The 22,221-nt window shown below is 72.2% G+C and carries 16 protein-coding genes and 1 pseudogene; 6 read left to right on the top strand and 11 right to left on the bottom strand.

The genetic code is table 11. The features are described 5' to 3' along the window. Positions 1–3 precede the first annotated feature (3 nt). The gene (locus ACIRPX_RS19105; protein ID WP_404195571.1) at positions 4–978 is read right to left on the bottom strand and encodes a DNA polymerase thumb domain-containing protein; all 975 of its coding nucleotides are present in this window, start codon (positions 976–978) and stop codon (positions 4–6) included. Then, positions 975–4,409 carry a DNA polymerase III subunit alpha gene (locus ACIRPX_RS19100; protein ID WP_404195568.1) on the bottom strand — a complete coding sequence of 1,145 codons (3,435 nt, stop codon included), beginning with the start codon at positions 4,407–4,409 and terminating at the stop codon, positions 975–977. Before ACIRPX_RS19100 ends, ACIRPX_RS19105 begins: the two co-directional genes overlap by 4 nt. 134 nt (positions 4,410–4,543) lie before the next feature. Here ACIRPX_RS19100 and ACIRPX_RS19095 point away from each other — a divergent pair, with 134 nt between their 5' ends. Continuing rightward, positions 4,544–5,572 carry a DUF3533 domain-containing protein gene (locus ACIRPX_RS19095; RefSeq protein WP_404195565.1) on the top strand — a complete coding sequence of 343 codons (1,029 nt, stop codon included), beginning with the start codon at positions 4,544–4,546 and terminating at the stop codon, positions 5,570–5,572. A 171-nt stretch (positions 5,573–5,743) separates the two neighbouring features. Here ACIRPX_RS19095 and ACIRPX_RS19090 read toward each other — a convergent pair whose 3' ends face one another. The 4 genes from ACIRPX_RS19090 to ACIRPX_RS19075 all read right to left on the bottom strand — a co-directional run bounded on the left by ACIRPX_RS19090 (position 5,744) and on the right by ACIRPX_RS19075 (position 10,336). Further along, entirely contained in the window at positions 5,744–6,676 is a 933-nt protein-coding gene (locus tag ACIRPX_RS19090; RefSeq protein ID WP_404195563.1) for a slipin family protein, read from the bottom strand. A gap of 180 nt (positions 6,677–6,856) precedes the next feature. After that, positions 6,857–7,756: a S1 family peptidase gene (locus tag ACIRPX_RS19085; protein WP_404195561.1), complete on the bottom strand. Its 900-nt coding sequence runs from the start codon at positions 7,754–7,756 to the stop codon at positions 6,857–6,859. 670 nt (positions 7,757–8,426) lie between these two features. Then, positions 8,427–9,062 (bottom strand): GTP-binding protein, encoded by a 636-nt coding sequence (locus ACIRPX_RS19080; protein WP_404195558.1) that lies wholly within the window; start codon positions 9,060–9,062, stop codon positions 8,427–8,429. Positions 9,063–9,160: 98 nt separating this feature from the next. Further along, the gene (locus ACIRPX_RS19075; protein WP_404195556.1) at positions 9,161–10,336 is read right to left on the bottom strand and encodes a DUF5685 family protein; all 1,176 of its coding nucleotides are present in this window, start codon (positions 10,334–10,336) and stop codon (positions 9,161–9,163) included. Positions 10,337–10,665: 329 nt separating this feature from the next. Here ACIRPX_RS19075 and ACIRPX_RS19070 point away from each other — a divergent pair, with 329 nt between their 5' ends. Further along, on the top strand, positions 10,666–11,106 hold the full coding sequence (locus tag ACIRPX_RS19070; protein WP_016434536.1) for a cell division protein SepF: 441 nt from the start codon (positions 10,666–10,668) through the stop codon (positions 11,104–11,106). Between the two features lie 43 nt (positions 11,107–11,149). Here ACIRPX_RS19070 and ACIRPX_RS19065 read toward each other — a convergent pair whose 3' ends face one another. Next, positions 11,150–12,340: an acyl-CoA dehydrogenase family protein gene (locus ACIRPX_RS19065; protein WP_404195553.1), complete on the bottom strand. Its 1,191-nt coding sequence runs from the start codon at positions 12,338–12,340 to the stop codon at positions 11,150–11,152. A 96-nt stretch (positions 12,341–12,436) separates the two neighbouring features. Continuing rightward, positions 12,437–14,047 carry an MFS transporter gene (locus tag ACIRPX_RS19060; RefSeq protein WP_404195550.1) on the bottom strand — a complete coding sequence of 537 codons (1,611 nt, stop codon included), beginning with the start codon at positions 14,045–14,047 and terminating at the stop codon, positions 12,437–12,439. Between the two features lie 260 nt (positions 14,048–14,307). Here ACIRPX_RS19060 and ACIRPX_RS19055 point away from each other — a divergent pair, with 260 nt between their 5' ends. Then, on the top strand, positions 14,308–15,567 hold the full coding sequence (locus ACIRPX_RS19055; RefSeq protein ID WP_404195548.1) for a hypothetical protein: 1,260 nt from the start codon (positions 14,308–14,310) through the stop codon (positions 15,565–15,567). Between the two features lie 239 nt (positions 15,568–15,806). Then, positions 15,807–16,832 carry a phosphatase PAP2 family protein gene (locus tag ACIRPX_RS19050; RefSeq protein WP_404195546.1) on the top strand — a complete coding sequence of 342 codons (1,026 nt, stop codon included), beginning with the start codon at positions 15,807–15,809 and terminating at the stop codon, positions 16,830–16,832. Positions 16,833–16,932: 100 nt separating this feature from the next. Here ACIRPX_RS19050 and ACIRPX_RS19045 read toward each other — a convergent pair whose 3' ends face one another. Then, a complete protein-coding gene (locus ACIRPX_RS19045; RefSeq protein WP_404195544.1) occupies positions 16,933–17,148 on the bottom strand; it encodes an I78 family peptidase inhibitor in 216 nt (71 codons plus the stop codon). A 426-nt stretch (positions 17,149–17,574) separates the two neighbouring features. Between ACIRPX_RS19045 and ctaD the strand changes: the two are divergent. Further along, a pseudogene (gene ctaD / locus ACIRPX_RS19040) lies at positions 17,575–19,242 on the top strand (cytochrome c oxidase subunit I); the annotation flags it as partial. On the opposite strand, the gene ACIRPX_RS19035 reads toward ctaD, so the two are convergent. Further along, complete coding sequence (locus ACIRPX_RS19035) at positions 19,148–20,188, bottom strand: helix-turn-helix transcriptional regulator (RefSeq protein WP_404195541.1); 1,041 nt, start codon at positions 20,186–20,188, stop codon at positions 19,148–19,150. The pseudogene ctaD and the gene ACIRPX_RS19035 overlap by 95 nt on opposite strands. A 63-nt stretch (positions 20,189–20,251) precedes the next feature. On the opposite strand from ACIRPX_RS19035, the gene ACIRPX_RS19030 reads away from it, so the two are divergent. Next, on the top strand, positions 20,252–21,385 hold the full coding sequence (locus tag ACIRPX_RS19030) for an epoxide hydrolase family protein (protein ID WP_404195539.1): 1,134 nt from the start codon (positions 20,252–20,254) through the stop codon (positions 21,383–21,385). 2 nt (positions 21,386–21,387) lie between these two features. Here ACIRPX_RS19030 and ACIRPX_RS19025 read toward each other — a convergent pair whose 3' ends face one another. Then, on the bottom strand, positions 21,388–22,197 hold the full coding sequence (locus tag ACIRPX_RS19025) for a hypothetical protein (protein ID WP_404195537.1): 810 nt from the start codon (positions 22,195–22,197) through the stop codon (positions 21,388–21,390). Between the last annotated feature and the right edge of the window lie 24 nt (positions 22,198–22,221).

Raw genomic sequence — 22,221 nt, 5'->3', positions numbered from 1 at the left:
GCGCTACGCCACCATCGCCCCCGGCATCACCGCGTGCGGTCCGAACTTCGCCCGCACCCGGTCCGCCACCTCCTCGACGCGGCGGACCTTCTCGTCCACCGGGTCGAAGGTGAGCTGGTAGGAGGACTGCTCGGCGGGGGCGAGGGACTCGGCGCGCAGGACCAGGGCCCGGACCCGGGCGCGCTGGAGACCGAGGCTCTCGTACATGTCGTACGCCGTCCTGGTCAGGGCGGCGGAGTGGGCGGTGGGCTCCTTCAGGGTGCGCGTGCGGGTGGTCGCGGTGCGGTCCGCGTAGCGCACGGTGAGGCCGAGCGCTCCGCAGACCGTGTCGAGGGCGCGCAGCCGGGCGCCCAGTTCCTCGGCGGCCGACAGCAGCGCGCGGCGGTGCCGTTCCGGGGACAACTCGTCACGGCTGAAGGGGCGTTCGGTGGCGAGCGAACGTGAGACGGCATTGGGGACGACCCGGCCGCGGTCGACGCCGGCGGCCTTCTCGTGCAGGTCGCGGGCCGCCTTCGCACCGATCAGGCGCTGGAGCGTGGCGAGCGGCGCGGCGGCGACCCGGCCCAGGGTGTCGAGGCCGTAGTCGCCGAGGGTGCGCGCGGTGGCGGCGCCGACGCCGGGCAGGGCGGTGACCGGCCGGTCCGCGAGGAACTCCGCGATGCCGCCGGGGTCTTCGGGCACCGCGCGCGTCACCCCCGGCCGGGCGTCGCGCAGCGCCACACGGGCCAGCGTCGGGCCCGGCCCGGCGCCGATCACGCAGTCGACGCCGTGCAGGGCCAGGGCGCGCACCCGGATCACCGACGCCAGTTCGACCGCGCTGCGCCCGAAGTACCGTTCGGCGCCGCGCAGATCGGCGAGCGCCCCGTCCGGCGGCAGCGCCTCGACGACCGGCGTGAACTCCTCCAGGAGTCCGAGCAGCCCCGGCAGGGCCGCCTCGCCCGCCGGGGCGGGCTGGAAACGTACGCACAGAATGGTCATCCCGCACTCCCCGGGCTCTGGTGCCACAACTTCCGTACTCGTGAGGGCTCTTGACCGGCCGGTCGCAGATCCGCCCATGGGTTCATCTCGTAGCCGGTGGGCATCTGGATTCGCCGTCCGCGCGCCGGATCCCCGCCCGTCCCCTCCGGCACGGGCTCCGCGAGCCGCGCCGCCACCTCGTCGAGGCCGCCCTCGGCGCGCAGTTCGACCAGTTCGGCGAGGTTCCACGCGGCGGAGCCCACCACGCTGAGGCTGCGCGGGCCGCGCCGCTGCACCACCCCGCGCACCAGCAGCAGCCAGGAGTGGAAGACGGTGTGGGCGCAGGCGTCGTGGGAGGCGTCGAAGAAGGCGAGGTCGACCAGGCCCGTGCCGTCGTCCAGGGTGGAGAAGATGACCCGCTTCCCGGAGCGGATCGGCGGGGTCTGGGTCGCCGCCTTGGCGCCCGCGACCAGCACCGTCTCGCCGTGCCGGGCCTCGCGCAGCCGGCGCGCGGAGACCACGCCCAGCTCGTCGAGGAAGGACCGGTGGTCGTCCATGAGGTTGCGCGAGGCGTCCATCGACAGCACCCCCAGCTCGGCGCTCAGCCTCTCCGCCTCCGACAGGTCCGGCAGGCCGGCCGGCGCGGTCCGTCGGCCGCCCGTCAGCGGCAGCTGGCCTCCGCCCGCGCCCCGCGCGCCCCGGTGGAGCTCGGTCAGGTGCAGTTGCAGATCGCGCCGGTTGGCTCCGAAGTCGTCCAGCGCGCCGACCTGGGCGAGCCGTTGGGCGAGGGGACGGCTCGGCCGGGCCCGTTCCCAGAAGTCCAGGAGCGAGGCGTACGGCTGCCCGTCCGCGATCCGTGCCGCCTCGGCCTCGCTGATGCCGTGCACGTCGGAGAGGGCCAGCCGCAGCCCCCACCGCACGGGAGATTCAGACACCAGTTCGATAGAGTGTGCGACCGCCGACCGGTTCACGTCCAGCGGCAGCACCGGCACCCCGCGCCGCCGCGCGTCCGCCAGCAGCAGCCGCTTGGGATACATCCCGGGGTCGTGCGTGAGCAGGCCCGCGTAGAAGGCGGCCGGGTGGTGCGCCTTCAGCCAGGCGGACTGGTAGGTCGGCACGGCGAAGGCGACCGCGTGCGCCTTGCAGAAGCCGTAGCTGCCGAAGGCCTCGACGATCTCCCAGGTGCGCCGAATCGTTTCTGCGTCGTATCCGCCGGCCGCCGCGTGCTGCGCGAACCACACCTTGATCCGCCCCTGCGACTCCGGGTCGGACAGCCCGCGCCGCACCCGGTCCGCCTCGCCGCGCCCGCAGCCGGTCATGACGGCGACGATGTCGATGATCTGCTCGTGGAAGACGACGACGCCGTACGTCCCCTTCAGCGGCTCCTCCAGGTCCGGGTGCGGAAGGCGGACCGGCGCCCGGCCGTGCCGCGCCTCGACGAACGGCCGCACCATGTCGGCCGCGACCGGACCGGGCCGGAAGAGCGAGATGTCCACGACCAGGTCGTGGAAGGTGGCCGGCTGGAGCCGTCCCACCAGGTCCCGCTGGCCCGGCGACTCGATCTGGAAGCAGCCCAGCGTCTCGGTGGAACGGATGAGCCGGTACGTCGCCGGGTCGCCGTCCGGCAGCGCGTCCAGGTCGACCCGCTCCCCCGTCGCCCGCTCCACCTCGGCGACCGCGTGCGCCATCGCCGACTGCATCCGCACGCCGAGCACGTCGAGCTTGAGCAGCCCGAGGTCCTCCACGTCGTCCTTGTCGAACTGCGACATGGGCAGCCCCTCGCCGCTGGTCGGCACGACCGGCGTACGGGAGAGGAGGGAGGCGTCGGACAGCAGCACTCCGCAGGGGTGCATGGCGACTCCGCGGGGCAGGGCGTCGAGCGCCTCCACCAGCTCCCAGAGCCGCCCGTACCGCTGCTTCTCCCCTGCCAGCGCCTTGAGTTCGGGCAGTTCGTCGAGGGCCGCGCGGGCGTCGCGGGCGCGGATGTGCGGGAAGGACTTGGCGACGCGGTCGATCTCGGCCGGGTCCATGGACAGGGCCGCGCCGACGTCGCGGATCGCGTGCCGGACCCGGTAGGTCTCCGGCATCGCGACGGTCGCGACCCGCTCCTGGCCGAACCGGCCGATGATCGCGCGGTAGACCTCCAGACGGCGCGCGGACTCCACGTCGATGTCGATGTCGGGGAGCACGACACGCTCCTTGGACAGGAACCGCTCCATCAGCAGCCCGTGCTCGACCGGATCGGCGTTCGCGATGCCGAGGAGGTGGTTGACCAGGGAGCCGGCACCGGAGCCGCGCGCGGCGACCCGGATGCTCATGTTCCGCACGTCGTCCACCACTTGAGAGACCGTCAGGAAGTACGAGGCGAAGCCGTGGTGGGCGATGATGTCCAGTTCGTGGTGCATCCGCTCCCAGTAGGCGCGCCTGCCCGCGTAGCCGTGCCGCACCATCCCGGCCGCCGCCCGGGAGGCCAGCGCCCGCTGCGCGGTGCGGCGGCCCGCACCGACGAGGTGCGCCTCGGGGAAGTGCACGGTGCCCATGCCGAGGTCGTCGTCGGGGTCCACCAGGCACTCCGCGGCCGTCGCCCGCGTCTGCTCCAGCAGCCGGCCGGCGGTGTCGCGCCGGTAGCCGGCGGCCTCCACGATCCGCTCGGCGGCGTGCCGCATGGCGCCCGCGTCCTTGAGCCAGGCCTCCCCCAAGTCCAGTTCCTTCGCCGGGTCGACCGGGACCAGCCGGCGGGCCGCGTCCAGGACGTCGGCGACGGGGCCGAGGCCCGGGTCGGCGTAGCGGACGGCGTTGCTCAGCACCGGGCGGACGTGCTGCTCGGCCGCGAAGCCGACGGTGCGGGCCGCCAGGCGCAGGGAGCCGGGGCCGGTGCCCTCGCGGCCGTGCCAGACGACCTCCAGACGCAGGGCGTCGCCGTAGATCTCACGCCAGGGGGCGAGGAGCTTCGCGGCCCGGTCCGGACGCCCCGCGGCCAGCGCGAGGCCGACGTCGGAGGCGGGGCCGAGCAGGACGGTCAGGCCCTCGGCGCGGTTGCCGGCCCAGGGCAGCAGGGGCGGGCCCTCGCCACCGTGGGCCGCGCCGACCAGCCGGCACAGGTCGGCCCAGCCGCGGGCGCCGTCCCGGGCGAGGAAGGTGGCGCGGGGCGCCGACTCGTCGATGAAGGCGCCGCCGCGCACGGGGGTGCGGCGCCTCTCCCGTCGTACGGCATCGTCCTCCCGCGTCCGTGCGGGCCGCTCCACCGCCAGGTCGACACCGAACAGCGGGCGGACACCCGCCCGCGCACAGGCCTTGATGAAGCGGACCGCGCCGGCGAGGGTGTCGCGGTCGGTGAGCGCGAGGGCGTCCATGCCCCGCTCGGAGGCGCGCTCCGCCAGCCGCTCCGGATGCGAGGCGCCGTAGCGCAGGGAGAACCCGGAGACGGTGTGCAGATGGGTGAAGCCTGGCACCCGCACCTCCCGCTGTCGAACATCTGTTCCCTACTGCCCCACCCCCACCATAGACCAAAATTCGAATGCATGTACGACAACCGTTCGGCCCCTTCCCACCTGCGGAAACGTCCGCCACCTCGGACTGTGGGGACATGACACAGAGGACCTTTCTCGCCGAGGTGCGGGACGCGGTCAGCCCGCGCGCCACCCTGCTGGTCATCGGCGTGATCGCACTCCAGCTGCTGTTCATCGCCTCCTACGTGGGCGCGCTGCACAACCCCGCACCCAAGGACGTGCCCTTCGGCGTGGTGGCGCCCGCGGCCGCCGCGCAACAGGCGGTGACCCGGCTGGAGCAACTGCCCGGCGGGCCGCTGGACCCGCGCGTGGTCGCCGACGAGGCCACCGCCCGGGAGCAGATCCTGAACCGGGACATCGACGGCGCGCTGCTGATCGATCCGGCCCGCACCACCGACACGCTGCTGGTCGCGAGCGGTGGCGGTACGGTCCTCGCGAACACCCTGGAGAAGTACCTCACCGCGCTGGAGACCTCCCAGCAGCGGACCCTGCGGACCGTCGACGTGGCGCCGGCCTCGTCCGAGGACTTCGACGGGCTGTCGTCCTTCTATCTGGTCGTGGGCTGGTGCGTGGGCGGCTACCTGTGCGCCTCGATCCTGGCGATCAGCTCGGGCGCACGGCCCGCCAACCCGAGCCGGGCCGCGATCCGGCTGCTCGTCCTGGCGCTGGTGGCGATCGTCGGCGGGCTGGGCGGAGCGGTGATCGTGGGCCCGGTCCTGGGCGCCCTGCCGGGCGGCGTCATGGCCTTCTGGGGACTCGGCTCGCTGGTCACCTTCGCGGTCGGGGCCGCGACCCTCGCCCTCCAGGGGCTGTTCGGGATCGTCGGCATCGGCCTGGCGATCCTGATCGTGGTGGTCCTGGGCAATCCGAGCGCGGGCGGTGCCTTCCCGCTGCCGATGCTGCCGCCGTTCTGGAAGGCGATCGGGCCGGCGCTGCCACCGGGAGCCGGCACCTGGGTGGCACGCTCCATCGCCTACTTCCAGGGCAACGCGGTGACCGGCGCCCTGCTGGTGCTGTCCGCGTGGGCGGCGGCCGGGATCGTGGTCACGCTGCTGGCGGCGAGGCTGCGGGGGCGGCGCACGCAAGGCGGCACGGCGGTGACGTAGGACCGGGAAACCGCGCCGGTCCGCGCATCGGCCGCGTCGATCGCGTCGATCGCGTCGCGCACGAACAGTCCGGGCGGCCACGGCGGTCGCTCCCCGCCGGCAGTCCGCGATCACCTGGGCGTGCGCTGCGCGAGCGCCACGGACGCGTGGCGGACGCGCGCCGGGTCCGGTCTAGCCCTGACCGGAATTCGCCCCTCCGGGATCGGCGTCCACGAGGGTCTCCGGCGGCGGAAGTTGCTCCTGCACCGGTTGCTCCCGCGCCGATTGCTCCCGTACCGGTTGCTGCGCGATCTGCGCCGGCGTCTGCTGCGGTGCCGCGACCGGCTGCTGCGGCACCCCGGAGACCTGCTGCGCCTTCTCCAGGAACCGCAGCAGCTCGACCGGGAAGGGCAGCACGAGGGTGGAGTTCTTCTCGGCGGCGACCGCCGTCACCGTCTGCAGCAGCCGCAGCTGGAGCGCGGCGGGCGTGTCCGCCATCTGCTGCGCGGCCTCGGCCAGCTTCTTGGAGGCCTGCAGTTCGGCGTCCGCGTTGATCACGCGGGCCCGGCGGTCCCGGTCGGCCTCGGCCTGCCGCGCCATGGAGCGCTTCATGGTCTCCGGCAGGGAGACGTCCTTGATCTCGACCCGGTCGATGGTGACGCCCCACTCCACCGCCGGGCTGTCGATCATCAGCTCCAGCCCCTGGTTGAGCTTCTCGCGGCTGGAGAGCAGGTCGTCCAGCTCGCTCTTGCCGATGATGGACCTGAGCGAGGTCTGCGCCATCTGCGCGACCGCGAATCGGTAGTCCTCGACCCGTACGATCGCCTCGGCCGGCGCCGTCACCTTGAAGTAGACGACGGCGTCCACCCGGACCGTGACGTTGTCCCGGGTGATGCCCTCCTGCGCGGGCACCGGCATCGTCACGACCTGCATGTTGACCTTCTGGAGCCGGTCCACGAAGGGCACGACCATCGTGAAGCCCGGCCCGCGCACCTCGCTGCGGAGCTTGCCGAGCCGGAACACGACACCGCGTTCGTACTGCTTGACGACGCGTGCGGCGGCCATCAGGTACACCGTTCCGGCGGACGCGAGGACCACTCCCGTGGCCACCAGCTCCTCGACCATGTCGGCCCCCCAGGGTCCGAGTGGGCGTATGGGCGTGTTGCAGAGGCGTCGGTACGCCGGTACAGAGGCGTATCGCCTGTACCTCGAAGGTAACTCCGGGGTGCGGACAAGGGCGAGCCCCCGCACTGCAGTTGCTGCGGGGGCTCGCCTGCTGCCTGGTGCGTGTGCCGGGTGGGTCCGTCAGCCGACGCTCACGCCGTAGTAGTTGAGCGCCTCGGTGACCGGCTGGAAGAAGGTCGTGCCGCCGGAGCTGCAGTTGCCGCTGCCGCCGGAGGTCAGACCGTACGCCGTCGAACCGCCGTACAGCGGGCCGCCGCTGTCACCGCCCTCGGCGCAGACCGTGGTCTGGATCATGCCGTAGACGACGTCGCCGCCGCCGTAGTTGACGGTGGCGTTCAGCGCGGTGACCCGGCCGCTGTGGGTACCGGTGGTGGAGCCGCGACGGTAGACCGTCGTGCCGACACTCGGGGTGGCCGCACGGGTGATGGTCTGGCTGCCGACCGCGCTCGGGTGCGCGATCGAGGAGTTGGTGTAGCGGACCAGGGCGAAGTCGTTGGTCGGGAAGCTGTAGCTCACGTTGGTGCCGAGCACCGTGCTGTGGCTGGAATTGGAGTACCAGGTGGACGCGACCTGACCGCAGTGACCGGCGGTCAGGAAGTAATAGGTGCTTCCGCTGTGCACGTTGAAGCCCAGGGAGCAGCGGTACTGGCCGCCGTAGATCGCGTCGCCACCGGTGATCAGCTTCTTGAAGGTGCCCGGCGTGTGCTTGATGGTCAGGGCACCGGAGTTGCCGCCGGCCTGCTGCTTGATCTTGGCGATCTCGGCCTTGGAGACCGTGCTGTCCACGGTGACGACGACACGGTTGGTCTTGCTGTCCACGGCCCACGCCGTGCCCGGGACATCGGCCTTGAGCACCGAGGCGTCGGCGCTCTTGAGCTGGGCGGTGCTGAAGGGCGTGGCGGTGGCCGCGTTCGCGCTGGGGACCGCGAACGCGGCTGCGGCCACGAGACCGGTGGTGACGGCGATCAGCCGGCTCCGTCTCGTGGTGCCGCTGAGGGGGGTGGTGCGCTTGATCCTCACTTCGTTCCTCCGTGGGGGAAGTCGGGGGGCCCGCGTGGGGTCGGGGCCCCGTGAGGCGCAGTCGGGGCGCACACCGTCCGGGTTTCGGACAAGCCGTGCACCTGACAAGCGCTTGCCGGGAGTATTCGGCCGACCGGCCGGTAGGCGCAAGAGTGCCTTTCAGCCGTCAAGTGTTGTACGACGTACGGGTTCCGGCCGTCCCGGACCCGGCGCGCCCCGGGCGCACAGCGGGCGCGGAACGGGCCGCGGCGCCGGAACGGGACCACCGCCCCGCCGGACACCGCAGCCCTCCGGCCCCGCAAACGCGCCACCCCCCTCGCCCCGCCCCACCCCGACTCGGGCAACTCACCTCGACCCGGCTCGGGCGGCTCGCGTCGGCTCGACCTGGCCCGGCACGGGCAGCTCGGCTCGACCCAGATCGGCCCGGCGCGGATCGGCCCAGCCCGGCACGGCTCGGCTCGGGCAGCTCGGATCGGCTCGGCACGGATCGAAGAATTCCGGCAGCCGCGGGATCGGGTCGGTGAAGGCGGGTCCGAACTCGCGCACCTGGACGGGCTCAGGGCCACGAAATCGGCCACCGCATTCCGGTCCGCCGTCCACACGATGATCGCCCACGGTCAGAAGTCGCGGATCTTCCTATCGGAACTCAGGGACTCAGGGACTCAGGGACTCAGGAACTCACCGACCGGACCTCGGCCGGCCGCACCCGCCGAGGCGCTGTCACCGTCCTTTTCCCGGGCTCGGTCCGAACCCCCAGTGCCCGGTCCATCAAGGCACCCAGCACATCCCGCACCGAATCCCTTTCGCGCGCGTCGCATTCGAGCACCGGCACGTCACGGCGGAGTCCCAGAACCTCCCGGACGCGTTTCAGTCCGATCCGCTCGGCGCCGTCGAACCGATTCACGGCCAGCACGAACGGCACACCCCGGTCCTCGAAATAGTCGAGGGCCGGAAAGCATTCCTCGATCCGCCGGGTGTCGGCGAGCACCACCGTCCCGAGCGCGCCCTCCGCCAGCTCCTCCCACATGAACGAGTACCGCCGCTGCCCCGGCGTCCCGAACAGATACAGCGCGATCGACGGATCGAGCGTGATCCGCCCGAAGTCGAGCGCGACGGTCGTGGTCGTCTTCCACTCCACCCCGTCGAGCGAGTCGACACCCATCGACACCTGTGTGATCGCCGCCTCCGTGTCGAGCGGTTCGATCTCCGAGATCGCCTTGATGAACGTGGACTTGCCGACCCCGAGTCCGCCGCTCACGACGACCTTCACGGCGAGCGGAACGGTCCTGTCACAGCGGCCGGGCATGGTCCCAGATCCTTTCGAGCGGCCGGACGGTCCTGACGTCCTCAACCAGCTCTACGTCTCAGGGCAGTTCACCGTTCACCACGGCACCGGACACCCCGTCAGCAACTGCAGTCGCACCCGCAGTCGCAGCAGTCGCACCCGTCACAGCAGTCGCAGTCACAGCAGTCGCCGCAGTCACAGCAATCGCCGCAGTCCGCGTCCCTGCAGAGACCTTCCCTGCGCTCCCGGCTCCACGGGTCGTGGTACTCGCCGCAGCACATCTGACACGTACAGGCCAGCCCCACCCACACCGCGCAGCCCGCCAGCAGCCCGCGCCGGTCGCGCCGAGGCGGTGGCGGAGGGGGCAGCCCCGGCCCACCCGGACCGCCGGGCGGTGCGTACGGCCCCGCCAGCGACGGCGCCGGTGCGTGCCCGCACGCGGCCGTACCGAAGGCGCGGTCCACGGAGCTGCGCAGTTCGTGCACGAGCAGCCGGTGCGCCAGCCGGCCGTCCGTGAACTCCACCTCGCGCAGCGCGAGCCGTATCCCGTGCAGCGCGTCTCCGGCGAGCCGCCGGGCCTCCTCCGGCGAGGTCCCGGTCGCGGTCAGCGGATTCCAGGCACCCGACGCGGCGTCAGCCTCCTGGTCCTCCACGGCGTCCAGCAGGTGCGCGAGCCGGCCGAACAGCCGCCCGGCCTCGGCGAGCGGCGCGGCGTTGCCCGGCCGCCCGGCGAGCACGGCGGTGTGCGCGAAGGCCGCGCCGGTGGCCGTCTCGGTCGGCTCGGTCACCGTGAGGAGCGGCGTGCCGGGCCCGGCGAGCGTCTCGATGCCGAGCTGGCGGTCCACGGCGTCCACCAGGACGGCCGTGTCGAACCCGACGTCGGATCCCGTACGCGCGCCCGCCGCACCCCAGGTCGACGCCACCCGGCGCGCCGCGAGCGCCACCGGCCGGCGCGCCAGCAGCCCGTCCCCGTCGGCGACGTGGTCGCGCACCTTGGCCGAGGCGAGCACCAGCGAGACGGCCGCCGCGAGCCGCGCGCCCTCGCCCTGCGCGACGGACGCCGTCCGCATCCCGCGCAGCGGACACGGCCCCGCCGTACGCCGCAGACTGCCCGCCCGCTCGGTCTGAGCCTCCGTCAGAACCGAGATCAGCAGGCCGTCGTAGTTGGTCACGATCCGCGCGAACTGCCCGTGATCCTTGCGCAGCGCGAGACACAGCCCGCACAAATGGGCCATCCACTGGGACTTGAGGCTTTCACCGAGCCGATGACGGCAGGGCCTGACGATTCCGAACATGACGATCTCCCCCGTGACATACGCCATTCGATGCGGCCGCCCAGGGCGCTTACCGCCGATACGGCGTTGAACTGCCGCATCGTATCGACCGCTCCGTTCACCCGTACGCCCCGCCCGTCACCCGTACGCCGCGAAGAATCATATTTCACTCACAGTCAGCATCCGCATACTGCACGACCCTTGGGGCACCCGGCCTCTCGACGGATTCGCTCTGCACCAGTACCGTCACAAACCCCCCGCGCGGCGTCTATCCACTTGGCGCGCCGACCGCATCATGGATGACCATAGGGATGCGGAAAGCAGAAGGACCGCTGTGAGAGGAGGCGTCCATGGGATCGGTACGCAAGGCGAGTGCCTGGCTTGGCCTCGTCGACGACAACGATGACGAGCGTTACTACGACGACGACTACTCCGAAGGGACCGAGCAGCCCGGGGATGCCTGGGTCACCGACCCGCGGGTCAAGGTGGCCTCGGACACCGCCGAGGAAAAGGGTCGCCGTATCGGCACGGTGACCCCCGACAGCTTCCGGGACGCCCGCGCCATCGGCGAGCTGTTCCGCGAGGGCGTTCCGGTCATCATGAACCTCACCGCCATGGAGGCCTCCGACGCCAAGCGCGTCGTCGACTTCGCGGCCGGGCTGATCTTCGGGCTGCGCGGTTCGATCGACCGCGTCTCCAACCGCGTCTTCCTGCTGACTCCGGCCGACACGGAGATCGTCAGCCAGGACCCGGCGGCGCACCGGGCGGACGGATTCTTCAACCAGAGCTGAGGCAGGGCCGCTCGCCGGCCCTGCCCTCGCGCAGGGTTCACCTTCACCGGAAGGCGTCGAGTCCGGTGAGCGCCTTGCCCAGCACGAGCTGGTGCATCTCGACGGTGCCTTCGTACGTCAGCACCGACTCAAGGTTGGTCGCGTGCCGCATGACGGGATATTCGAGCGAGATCCCGTTGGCGCCGAGGACGGTGCGCGCCGTACGGCAGATCTCGATGGCCTCTCGTACGTTGTTGAGCTTGCCGAAGCTGACCTGCTCGGGACGCAGGCGGCCGGCGTCCATGCGCCGCCCCAGATGGTGGGCGAGCAGAATCCCCTTGTGCAGTTCGACCGCCATGTCGGCGAGCTTGGCCTGGGTGAGCTGGAAGCCCCCGATCGGGCGCCCGAACTGCTCCCGCGACTTCGCGTAGTCGACGGCCGCCTCGAAGCAGCTGCGCGCCGCGCCCATGGCTCCCCAGACGATGCCGTAGCGGGCGTGCGAGAGACAGCTGAGCGGGCCCTTGAGCCCGACGACCTCCGGCAGCACGGCGTCGGCGGGCAGCCGTACGTCGTCCATGACGAGTTCGCTGGTGACGCTGGCGCGCAGCGACCACTTGTGCTTGATCTCGGGCGCCGAGAACCCGGCGCCGTCGGTGGGCACCACGAACCCGCGGATGCCGTTGTCGGTCTGTGCCCAGACGACGGCGACACCGGCCACGGAACCGTTGGTGATCCACATCTTGCGCCCGTTGAGCACCCAGTCCCCGCCGTCGCGCTTGGCGTAGGTCCGCATCGAGGCGGGGTCGGACCCGTGGTCCGGCTCGGTCAGCCCGAAGCAGCCGATGACCTCGCCCGCGGCCATGCGCGGCAGCCACTGCTGCTTCTGCTCCTCGCTGCCGAAGCGGTGGAGGGCGTACATCGCGAGCGAGCCCTGCACGGAGACGAGGGAGCGGATGCCGGAGTCGGCGGCCTCCAGCTCCAGACAGGCGAGGCCGTACTGCACGGCGCTCGCGCCGGCGCACCCGTACCCGGTGAGCGACATGCCGAGCGCGCCCAGCGCGCCCAGTTCCTTGGCGAGCTCGCGGATGGCGGGGAGTTCGCCCCGCTCGTACCACTCGGCCACGTGAGGCAGCACGCGGTCGGCGGCCCAGGAGCGCACGGTGTCCCGGACGGCGAGGTCCTCCGGCTCCAGCAGGTCGTCGATGCCGAGCGGGTCGGCGGGGTCGAACGGGGGCAGTTTCGCGGACGCGGCCATGGGGACACCCTCCGACACTCATAAAAACTAGCAGCGCTAGTTAGATTCCGGAGCCGACGTTACGACGCAGTGTCCCGCACGTCCAGTGCCTCCGGCTCACACGGAGACGCGGGAGTCCGCCATCTCCCGCTCCCGCGGCGCGGGCAGCTCCAGCTTCGGCGCCGCCTCCTCACCGCACTGCATGGTCCGCGGCAGCCGCAGCGCCATGGCCGCGCCCAGGACCAGCAGGCCCGCGCTGACCAGCAGCGTCACATGCAGTCCGTGCACGAAGGAGTCCTGGGCGGCCCGGCGCAGCGCCACTCCGACCGGCCCGCCGAGGCGCCCGGCGACGTCGTACGCCTCCCCCAGCGAGTGACCCGCCGCGGTCGAGGCGTCCGAGGGGACACCGGGGACGTGCGACAGCCCCGGCGCGTACGCGGCGTTCATCACGCTGCCCAGCAGCGCAATGCCGATGCCCGCGCCCAGCTGGTACGACGTCTCGCCGACGGCCGCGGCCCCGCCGGCCTGGTCCGGCGGCGCCTCGCTGAGCATCGACTCGTAGGCGCCGAAGAGCGTGGTCTCCAGGCCGAAGCCCAGGACGACGAAGGCGGACACCAGCAGGCTCGGGTTGTCCGTGCCGCCCATCGCCGTCAGCAGCAGCACCGACACGGCCGTCAGGCCGAAGCCGAAGCTCACCATCAGGCGCGGCCCGAACCGCCGCAGCATGCGGGCTCCGGCGAGGCCCGCGGCCATCGCGGCGAACGTCAGCGGCAGCAGCCGCAGGCCCGTCTCCAGCGGCGACAGCCCCAGCACCAGCTGAAGGTACTGCGCCGCGATCAGTTCCAGTCCGACCAGGGCCAGCATGGCCAGGACGATGCAGCCCACGGAGGTGCTGAAGGCGGGCCGGGCGAACATGCGCAGGTCCACCAGTGGTTGCGCCCGGCGGCGCTGCCGCCGTACGAACAGGACCAGCAGCACCGCGCCCAGGACGAGCGGTGCCACGGTCAGCACGCCCGGCTCACCGCCGCCCAGCCGCTTCACGCCGAAGACCACGCCGAAGAGGCCGGCCGCGGCCGTCAGCGCGCCGGCCACGTCCCAGGGGCCGTCGCCGGCGCCCTTCGACTCGGGCAGCAGAAGCCGGCCGACCGGCAGGCTGACCAGCATCAGCGGGATGTTGACGAGGAAGACCGAGCCCCACCAGAAGTGCTCCAGCAGGAAGCCGCCGAGCAGCGGGCCGACCGCCGCGCCGACCGCGGCGACCGCGCTCCAGACACCGATCGCGAGCGCCCGCTCGCGCCGGTCGGGGAAGACCTGGCGCAGGATCGAGAGCGTCGCGGGCATGATCATCGCGCCGCCGACGCCGAGGAGCGCCCGGGCGAGGATCAGGATCTGCGGGTCGCGGGCGAGCGCCGCGAGGGCGGAGGCGAGGCCGAAGAGGCCGTAGCCGAGAAGGAGGATGCGTCTGCGTCCGACCCGGTCGCCGAGCGTGCCGAAGAGGATCAGCAGCGAGGCGCAGACGAGGGGGTAGACGTCGACGATCCAGAGCAGCTCTATCGCGCCGGGCTTGAGGTCCTCGGTGACGGCGGGCACCGCCACGTGCAGCACGGTCGCGTCGACCGCGACCAGCAGCAGGCTCACGCAGAGGACGACGAGGACGACCCAGCGGTTGGCACCGGCCCCGGCCGCCCGGCGGCGCAGCGCAGCGGCGGCCGTGGTCGTCCCGGACATGTACGTACCTCCCAGATGTTCCCTCGCGGTCGGCGGGCACACGGGGTGGGGACTCCCCGGGACTCGGCCGGAGAGAAGCGGTGGTCTCCGGCCCGCGCATCGAAGGCGAGTGACACGTCAGCGTACGCGCATTCGCGCCGGGGTCACGTGGCGGACCTCTCACAGTTCGCACCGGCTGGTGTGGCATACGCCACTTCTCCTTCCCTTTCGTCCCCGCCCCGCCCGGTTCGCCGGTGCGGGTGGCGCCGATAATCGAGCCCGTGACCGATCTTGCGAGGCGTACCGCACCGGCCCGCGCCGGGGCCCTGCGCCGCGCGGCCCCGGCCCTCCTCGGGTACGCGGCGGTGCGCGCCCTGGGCCTGGTCGTGCTGGCGGTGTGGAGCGCCGCGCGGGGCAAGAGCGCGCACACCCTGCTGACGGCCCGCTGGGACGCGCTCTGGTACACCCGCGTCGCCGATCTCGGGTACGGCTACGAGGTACGGCTGCCCGACGGCGACGTCCACTCCGACCTGGCCTTCTTCCCGCTGCTGCCGTGGCTCGAGCGGCTGCTGCACGCGGCCACGCCGCTGTCGTACGCGGACGCCGGCTTCGCCGTCGCCCTGCTCGCCTCGCTCGCGGCGGCCTGGGGGATCTTCGCGGTCGCGGATCATGTGTACGGCCGCAGGGCGGGAATCTGCGCGGTGCTGCTGTGGGCCGTGCTGCCCGTCGGGATCGTGCAGTCGATGGCGTACAGCGAGTCGCTGTTCACCGCCCTCGCCGCCTGGTCGCTGTACGCGGTCCTGACCGGCCGCTGGCCGGCCGCGGGCGTGCTCGCCGCGCTGGCGGGGCTGACCCGGCCGGTCGGGCTCGCCGTCGTCGCCGCGGTGTGGGCCGCCGGCATCGCCTCGTTCGGGCGAGAGCGGAGCGCCGCGGGCCTGGGCGTCGCCCGGGGCGGCGAACGCGCCCCCGCGCTGTCCGCGCACGGCCCCTCGGGGCGCGCCACGGCATCCGGGGGCTCGCCGGATCTCCCGCGCGCCCCCGGTGTCGCACGCCGCGTCACGGCGATGGCCGTGGCCCCGCTGGGCGCCGCGGGCTACGTCCTGTGGGTCGGCCACCGCACCGGCAGGGGCCCGCTGGGCTATCTGGACGTCCAGGCGGGCTGGCGCAACGGCTTCGACGGAGGGGCCGCCTTCGCCCGCTTCGTCGGCGGCAAGTTCACGTCGTTCCCCTCGGCCCTCGCGGGCGCCGGCCTGCTCGCCGGGGTCGCCCTGGTGGTCTGGCTGTATGCCACCTGTGTACGGCAGCGCCAGCCGCTGTCGATGCTGGTGTACACGGGCGTCGTCACTGCACTGGCCCTGTGCGCGTCGAGTTATTTCGGCTCGAAACCGCGGCTGCTGCTGCCGGCCTTCCCCCTGCTGCTGCCGCTCGCCCTGCCCCTGGCCCGGCTGCGGGTCGCGCGGTCGGCGCTGGTGGTGGCCGGTGCCGCAGCGCTGTCGGCCGCCTACGGGGCGTTCTGGCTGAACGGCTCCGGTCCTCCATGATCGACTCGCCGGGGGCCGGTGAGCGCACGGGGAAATCCACCCCAGCATTCGGTGAACGAATTCATAAGTCCCATAAAACTGATCCGCGGAATGATCAAAGGAATTGAAGGGCCCTGGGGCCCCGCATTGCGGATTCCTTGGAAATAACGCGGCCACTGAGAGGAATCCCACATCACATCGTCATCACAAAGCCGCTGATTCGCCGGAGAACTGAGCTCACTCGCTGTAACGTCGATTGGGTGCGTACCGAACGAAAGCTCACCCGTCTGGACCGGGTGTTCGCCAGACTGGACCGGGAGCCGGAACGACCGGCCCTCGTCGATGTGCCGAGGATGAGCAGGCACCGGGTCGCGTTGCTGACCGGGACCCTTGCCTTCTACCTGGCGATCGTGTGGGCCGTGGTGACCACCTCCTGGCTGGTCCGCCTGGACTGGCAGGTCATGTTCTTCCGGCCGTACCAGCAGTGGTCGCATATCCACTGGTTCGTCGACTACTACGTGGTGCTCGGCCAGCGCGGCCCCACCGCGGTGATGGTCGCGGCCTGGCTGGGCTGGCGTTCCTGGCGGCAGCACACGCTGCGCCCGCTGCTGACGCTGGGCACCGCGCTGCTGCTGCTGAACATCACGGTCGGCGCCGCCAAGCTCGGCATGGGCCGCCTGGGACCGCACTACGCGACCACGATCGGCTCGAACGAGATGGGCCTGGGCGGCGATATATTTCCGAGCGGTCACACCGCGAACGCCGTGGTGACCTGGGGAATCCTGGCCTATCTGGCCTCCACCCCCAGAGCCCGCCGCTGGCTGTCCGCCCTGTCCGCGCTCACCGCGCTGGGCGTCGGGATGGCCACGGTCTACCTCGGTACGCACTGGCTGAGCGACGTGCTGCTCGGCTGGGCCGCCGGCCTGCTGATCCTGCTGGCGCTGCCCTGGTGCGAGCCGCTGATCGCCCGCGCCGAGGTCGGTCTCTTCGACCTGCGCGACCGCTGGCGCGCCCGCGGCACCGCCCCGGCCCCGGCCCCGGCCGCTCCGGTCGGCACACCGGTGCTGCTCCAGCCGCGCGCCACGGCGTCGCAGGACGAGGCCGCCGCGCACGGGACGTCCGCGGCCCGTGCTGCCCGGCAGCCGGCCTATCTGGCCCCCGGCCCGCACACGACCCGTTCGGAGCGCACGCCGGTCACCCCGGCCGGCAGCCGCCGACCGCCGCACTCGGACCGCGTCCCGCGCGGCGCGACCACCTCGACGGCCCGGCCCGTGACGGGCGCCTGAGAGCTCACCGGCAGCGGGGTCGGTACGCACGGCCCACCCCCGCAGGGCGAAGGCCCCGGTTCCTGGACGGAACCGGGGCCTTCGCGCTGCTCACCCTGTGTCAGCCCTTCCAGGACCGCACCACGCGGTCGTCCTCCACCTCGAAGTTCAGCCGGCCCACGCGGTACTCCATCGTGATGATCGCCCCCGGTGGCAGCGAGCGCACCGTGGACCATCCGCGCTCGCGTGCGCGCCGCTCGGCACCGGCCGCGTCGAGGCCGACGTACGCGTCCGGATCGTCCTGGGGCTCCGCCTGCGGAGTGGGAATCGGTGCCATGCCGCCACGCTAGGCCCTGTCCGCCGGGCAGGGAAGCGGAGGCCGTCCCACGCCCCCCGCGTCCCCCTCCGGTCACGCTTCTGTCACAGGATCACGACACGCGTTTCGGCTGGTCGGCGTCACCCGAACGGACGGTTTCGTACGCCTTCCGCAGGCATTCGAACGTAATTCCCGCGTGTCGCGCCGGCACTTCGAAATAACCCGTCGGAAAGTGCCCCAAGAACTGCCCCGGACTTCTTTCCCGGCCGAATCCGGACGGGTCCGCGGAAGCTGACACCGCATAGGAAATACACGACTTCGGCACAGAACCCCCGCACGCCCCCTGTCGGAGCGTGCGAGGCGCGAGCATCATGGCGTGAGCTCGCGACAGGAAGTGCGCGGGCGTCGGCGGACCCGGGGCGCGACGAGCGAAGGGGCGAGCGAGCGATGGGGACCCAGACCGTGCAGGCGGCGGCGCGACCCGCGCAGATCAGTGAGCACGGGCGGCTGGTCGTCGACTGGCTGACGACCACCGACCACAAGAAGATCGGCCACCTCTACCTGATCACGTCGTTCGTCTTCTTCCTGATCGGCGGGGTGATGGCCCTGCTGATGCGTGCCGAGCTGGCCCGGCCGGGGCTGCAGATCATGGACAACAACCAGTTCAACCAGTTGTTCACGATGCACGGCACGGTGATGCTGCTGCTGTTCGCGACCCCCATGTTCGCGGGCTTCGCCAACGAGCTGATGCCGCTGCAGATCGGCTCCCCGGACGTCGCCTTCCCCCGCCTGAACATGCTGTCGTACTGGTTCTTCCTGTTCGGCGGCCTGATCGTGCTCGGCTCGCTGATCGTGCCCGGCGGTCCCGCCGCCTTCGGCTGGTTCGCCTACGCGCCGCTCAACAGCGAGGTGCGCTCGCCCGGCGTCGGACCCGACCTGTGGATCATGGGCCTCGCGCTGGCCGGCTTCGGCACGATCCTCGGGGCGGTCAACTTCATCACCACCATCATCGGGATGCGCGCCCCCGGCATGACGATGTTCCGGATGTCGATCTTCACCTGGAACACCCTCTTCACCTCGATCCTGATCCTGATGGCCTTCCCGGTGCTCGCGGCCGCGCTGCTGTGCCTGGAGGCGGACCGGCGGTTCGGGGCGCACGTCTTCGACGCGGCCAACGGCGGGGCGCTGCTGTGGCAGCACCTGTTCTGGTTCTTCGGCCATCCCGAGGTCTACATCATCGCGCTGCCGTTCTTCGGCATCGTCACGGAGATCCTCCCGGTCTTCAGCCGCAAGCCGCTCTTCGGCTATCTCACGCTGGTCGGCGCGACGATGGCGATCACCGGACTGTCCGTGGTGGTGTGGGCGCACCACATGTTCGTCACCGGCGCGGTGCTGCTGCCCTTCTTCTCGTTCGTGACCTTCCTCATCGCCGTACCGACCGGCGTGAAGTTCTTCAACTGGATCGGCACGATGATCAAGGGATCGCTGTCCTTCGAGACACCGATGCTGTGGGCGTGCGGCTTCCTGGTGACGTTCCTGTTCGGCGGTCTGACCGGGGTGATCCTCGCGTCGCCGCCGCTGGACTTCCACGTCTCCGACACCTACTTCGTGGTGGCGCACTTCCACTACGTCGTGTTCGGCACGGTCGTCTTCGCGATCTTCGGCGGCTTCTACTTCTGGTGGCCCAAGTTCACCGGCAAGATGCTCGACGAGCGCCTCGGGAAGGTCCACTTCTGGACGCTGTTCGTCGGCTTCCACACCACGTTCCTGGTGCAGCACTGGCTGGGCGCGGAGGGCATGCCGCGCCGGTACGCCGACTACCTCGCGGCGGACGGGTTCACGGCCCTGAACACGGTCTCGACGATCGGCGCGTTCCTGCTGGGCATGTCGACGCTGCCGTTCCTCTACAACGTCTGGAAGACCGCCAGGTACGGCGTGCCGGTGGACACCGACGACCCCTGGGGCTACGGCCGCTCCCTGGAGTGGGCGACCTCCTGTCCGCCGCCGCGGCACAACTTCCTCACCCTGCCGAAGATCCGCTCCGAGTCCCCGGCGTTCGATCTGCACCATCCCGAGTTCGCGGCGGCCGCCGCGGAGCCCCACGGCGCAGAGCACGGGTCAGCCGGTCCCGGGCGGTCCTGATCGCCCCGGTCAGCTCGGCGGGCTCCAGCACCTCGAACTCGAAGCCCATCAGCATGACGTGGATGACCATCACGTCCAGGCTCGCGGCCCCGGTGCGCAGGATGCAGGCGTCCGGGCCGTCCGCCTCCAGGCGGCCCGCCGTGGGCGAGACCCGTTCCACCGCCTCCTCCAGGGGCACCAGCAGCCTGACGACGGCCTGCGAGGCGTACGCGCGCGTGGAGACGCCCTGGGAGACGTAGGCGGCGAGGTCCTCGGCGGGCGGGGTGCGCGGCGTGAAGCGCGGGCCGTGCGGCGGCCTCGGCGTGATGCGGTCGACGCGGAACGTGCGCCAGTCGTCGCGGTCCAGGTCCCAGGCGACCAGGTACCAGCGGCGCTCGCTGCACACCAGGCGGTGCGGTTCGACGGTGCGGCGGGTGGCCGTGCCGCCGTGGTCGCTGTAGTCGAGGCGCAGGCGCTCGGCGTCCCGGCAGAGGTTGGCCAGCTCCGTCAGGACGCCCGGGTCGACCGCGGCGGCCTGCGGGCCGCGCAGCATCGGCACGGTGAAGGCGTTCAGGGCGCCCACCCGGCGGCGCAGCCGGCCCGGCAGGACCTGCTCCAGCTTGGCGAGGGCCCGTACGGAGGTCTCGCCGATGCCCTCGATGCCCTGGCCGGCGGCGGTGCGCAGCCCGACGGCGACGGCGACCGCCTCGTCGTCGTCCAGCAGCAGCGGCGGCAACTCGGCGCCCGCGCCCAGCCGGTAGCCGCCGCCGGTGCCCGGGCTGGCGTTGACCGGGTAACCCAGCTCGCGCAGCCGGTCGACGTCGCGGCGCACGGTGCGCGCGGTGACGCCGAGGCGCTCGGCGAGGTCGGCGCCCGACCACTCGCGGTGGGCCTGGAGGAGCGAGAGCAGCCGCAGGAGTCGTGCCGAGGTCTCCAACATGGTGGTGAGTCTGCCAGGCATCGCGGACAGAAGTCGTCCGCAAGGGTCCCTGGCGTGGGGTTCATGGCAGACAACAGCGTGCACGGCTTCCGGATCGACATCCCGCAGGCCCACCTCGACGACCTGCACACCCGCCTGGACCTGACCCGCTGGCCGGACGAACTCCCGGACGCGGGCTGGGAGTACGGTGCCTCGCTGCCGTACCTCCGCGACCTGGCGGCGTACTGGCGCGACGGCTACGACTGGCGCAAGCACGAGGCCGCGCTCAACGAGATCCCGCAGTACACCACCGAGATCGACGGCACCACGGTGCACTTCCTGCACGTCCGCTCCCCCGAGCCGGACGCGCTGCCGCTGATCCTGACGCACGGCTGGCCGGGCTCCGTCGTGGAGTTCCTCGGCCTGATCGGCCCGCTCGGCGAGGAGTTCCACCTCGTCGTCCCGTCCATCCCCGGCTTCGGCTTCTCGGGGCCGACCCGCGAGAGGGGCCGGAACGTCGCGCGCACGGCACGTGCCTGGGCCGAGCTGATGCGCAGGCTCGGCTACGCCCGCTACGGCGCCCAGGGCGGCGACCTGGGCGCGCTGATCTCCCCCGCGCTCGCCCGCGTCGCCCCCGAGGCCGTGGCCGGCGTGCATGTGAACGCCGCGTCGGTGGGCTTCATCCCGCTCGGCCCGGTCGACGACGCGACGCGGCGGGAGCTGACCGAACGGGAGCGGCAACGCCTGGCCCGGATTGCCGGGTTCACCACCGACGGCTTCGGCTACAACGCCCTGCAGTCGACCCGCCCGCAGACCCTCTCCTACGCCCTGACCGACTCGCCGGTCGGCCAGCTCGCCTGGATCATGGAGACGTTCCAGGCGTGGACGCACTCCTCGGCACCGCTGCCCGAGGACGCGATCGACCGCGACACCCTCCTGACGAACGTGATGCCGTACTGGCTGACCGGCACGGCGGGCTCGGCGGCACGGATGTACTACGAGAACAGCCATGTCCCCGACTGGTTCCCGGCCGCGCCGTCCGGTGTGCCGACCGCGGTGGCGAACTTCGCCGAGGACGTGGCGATCCGCCGCTGGGCCGAGCAGGCCAACACCGTCGTCCGCTGGAGGGAGTTCGACCGCGGCGGCCACTTCGCCGCCCTGGAGGTCCCCGAGCTGCTGACGGGCGACGTCAGGGGGTTCTTCCGCTCACTGCGGTGAGGTCACCGGGCCGAGGCGCACGCGGTGACGGACACCGACAGGTCGTTGTCGCGTGTGTAGTACGGCCCGGCCTCCACCGGGCCGTACGGCGTATCCACGCGCACGCGTGGATAGGTGAACACGGGCTTCTTGTCGGCCACGTCGTCGAGCAGCCGCGCGACCCGCACCGCCGGTCCGGCCTCGCCCGCGGGCCGCAGCCACAGGTCCCACACGCCCGGCTCCAGGGCCGCGTAGGCCACCTGGAAACGGAACGCGGCGCGGTCGGCGAGGACCGCGGCCCGGCGCACCGGAACGGACGCGTGCCGGCCGTGGACCTCGGCGTACGCGTGCGGGCCGACTCCCGTGCCGTACATCCGCCCCGACACGGTCAGCACGCCCCGCGCGACGAGCGGTTCGCCCGCCTCGGCGTGCGGGGCGCGCAGCCAGCTGCGGACGACGAGCCTGCCCTGCCGGGTGGCGTACGGGATGCGGACGGCGACATGGCCGCGGGAGCCGCTGGGGTTGCGCGCGGCGAGCGAGCGCAGGTCGGTGGTGCCCAGTTGCAGGCGGCGCGGCTCGCCGGCGTCCACGCGCGCGAAGGCCTCCCAGCGTCCCTCGGAGAGGGCGACGCTGCTGGGCAGCGCGGCGCGCAGCCGGCCGTCACCGGCCGGGGTCAGCGGCAGGCACACCTCCTCGTGGCCGTCGCGCCGGTGCAGCACCACGTGCGCGCCCGCGACCTCGCCGGCGGCGGGGACGTCGAAGGTCAGCCCGCCCGCCGAGTCGGCGACGCAGTCGGCGCGCAGCGGTGTGGCCCGCGGAGCCAGCGTCCTCATCCGGTCAAGATCCTTCCTCGGCCT

This window comes from Streptomyces sp. NPDC101225 (assembly GCF_044767585.1).
GTDB lineage: Bacteria > Actinomycetota > Actinomycetes > Streptomycetales > Streptomycetaceae > Streptomyces.
The sequence above is the reverse complement of the archived record's forward strand: the minus strand, read 5'-3'. Positions and strand labels throughout refer to the sequence as shown.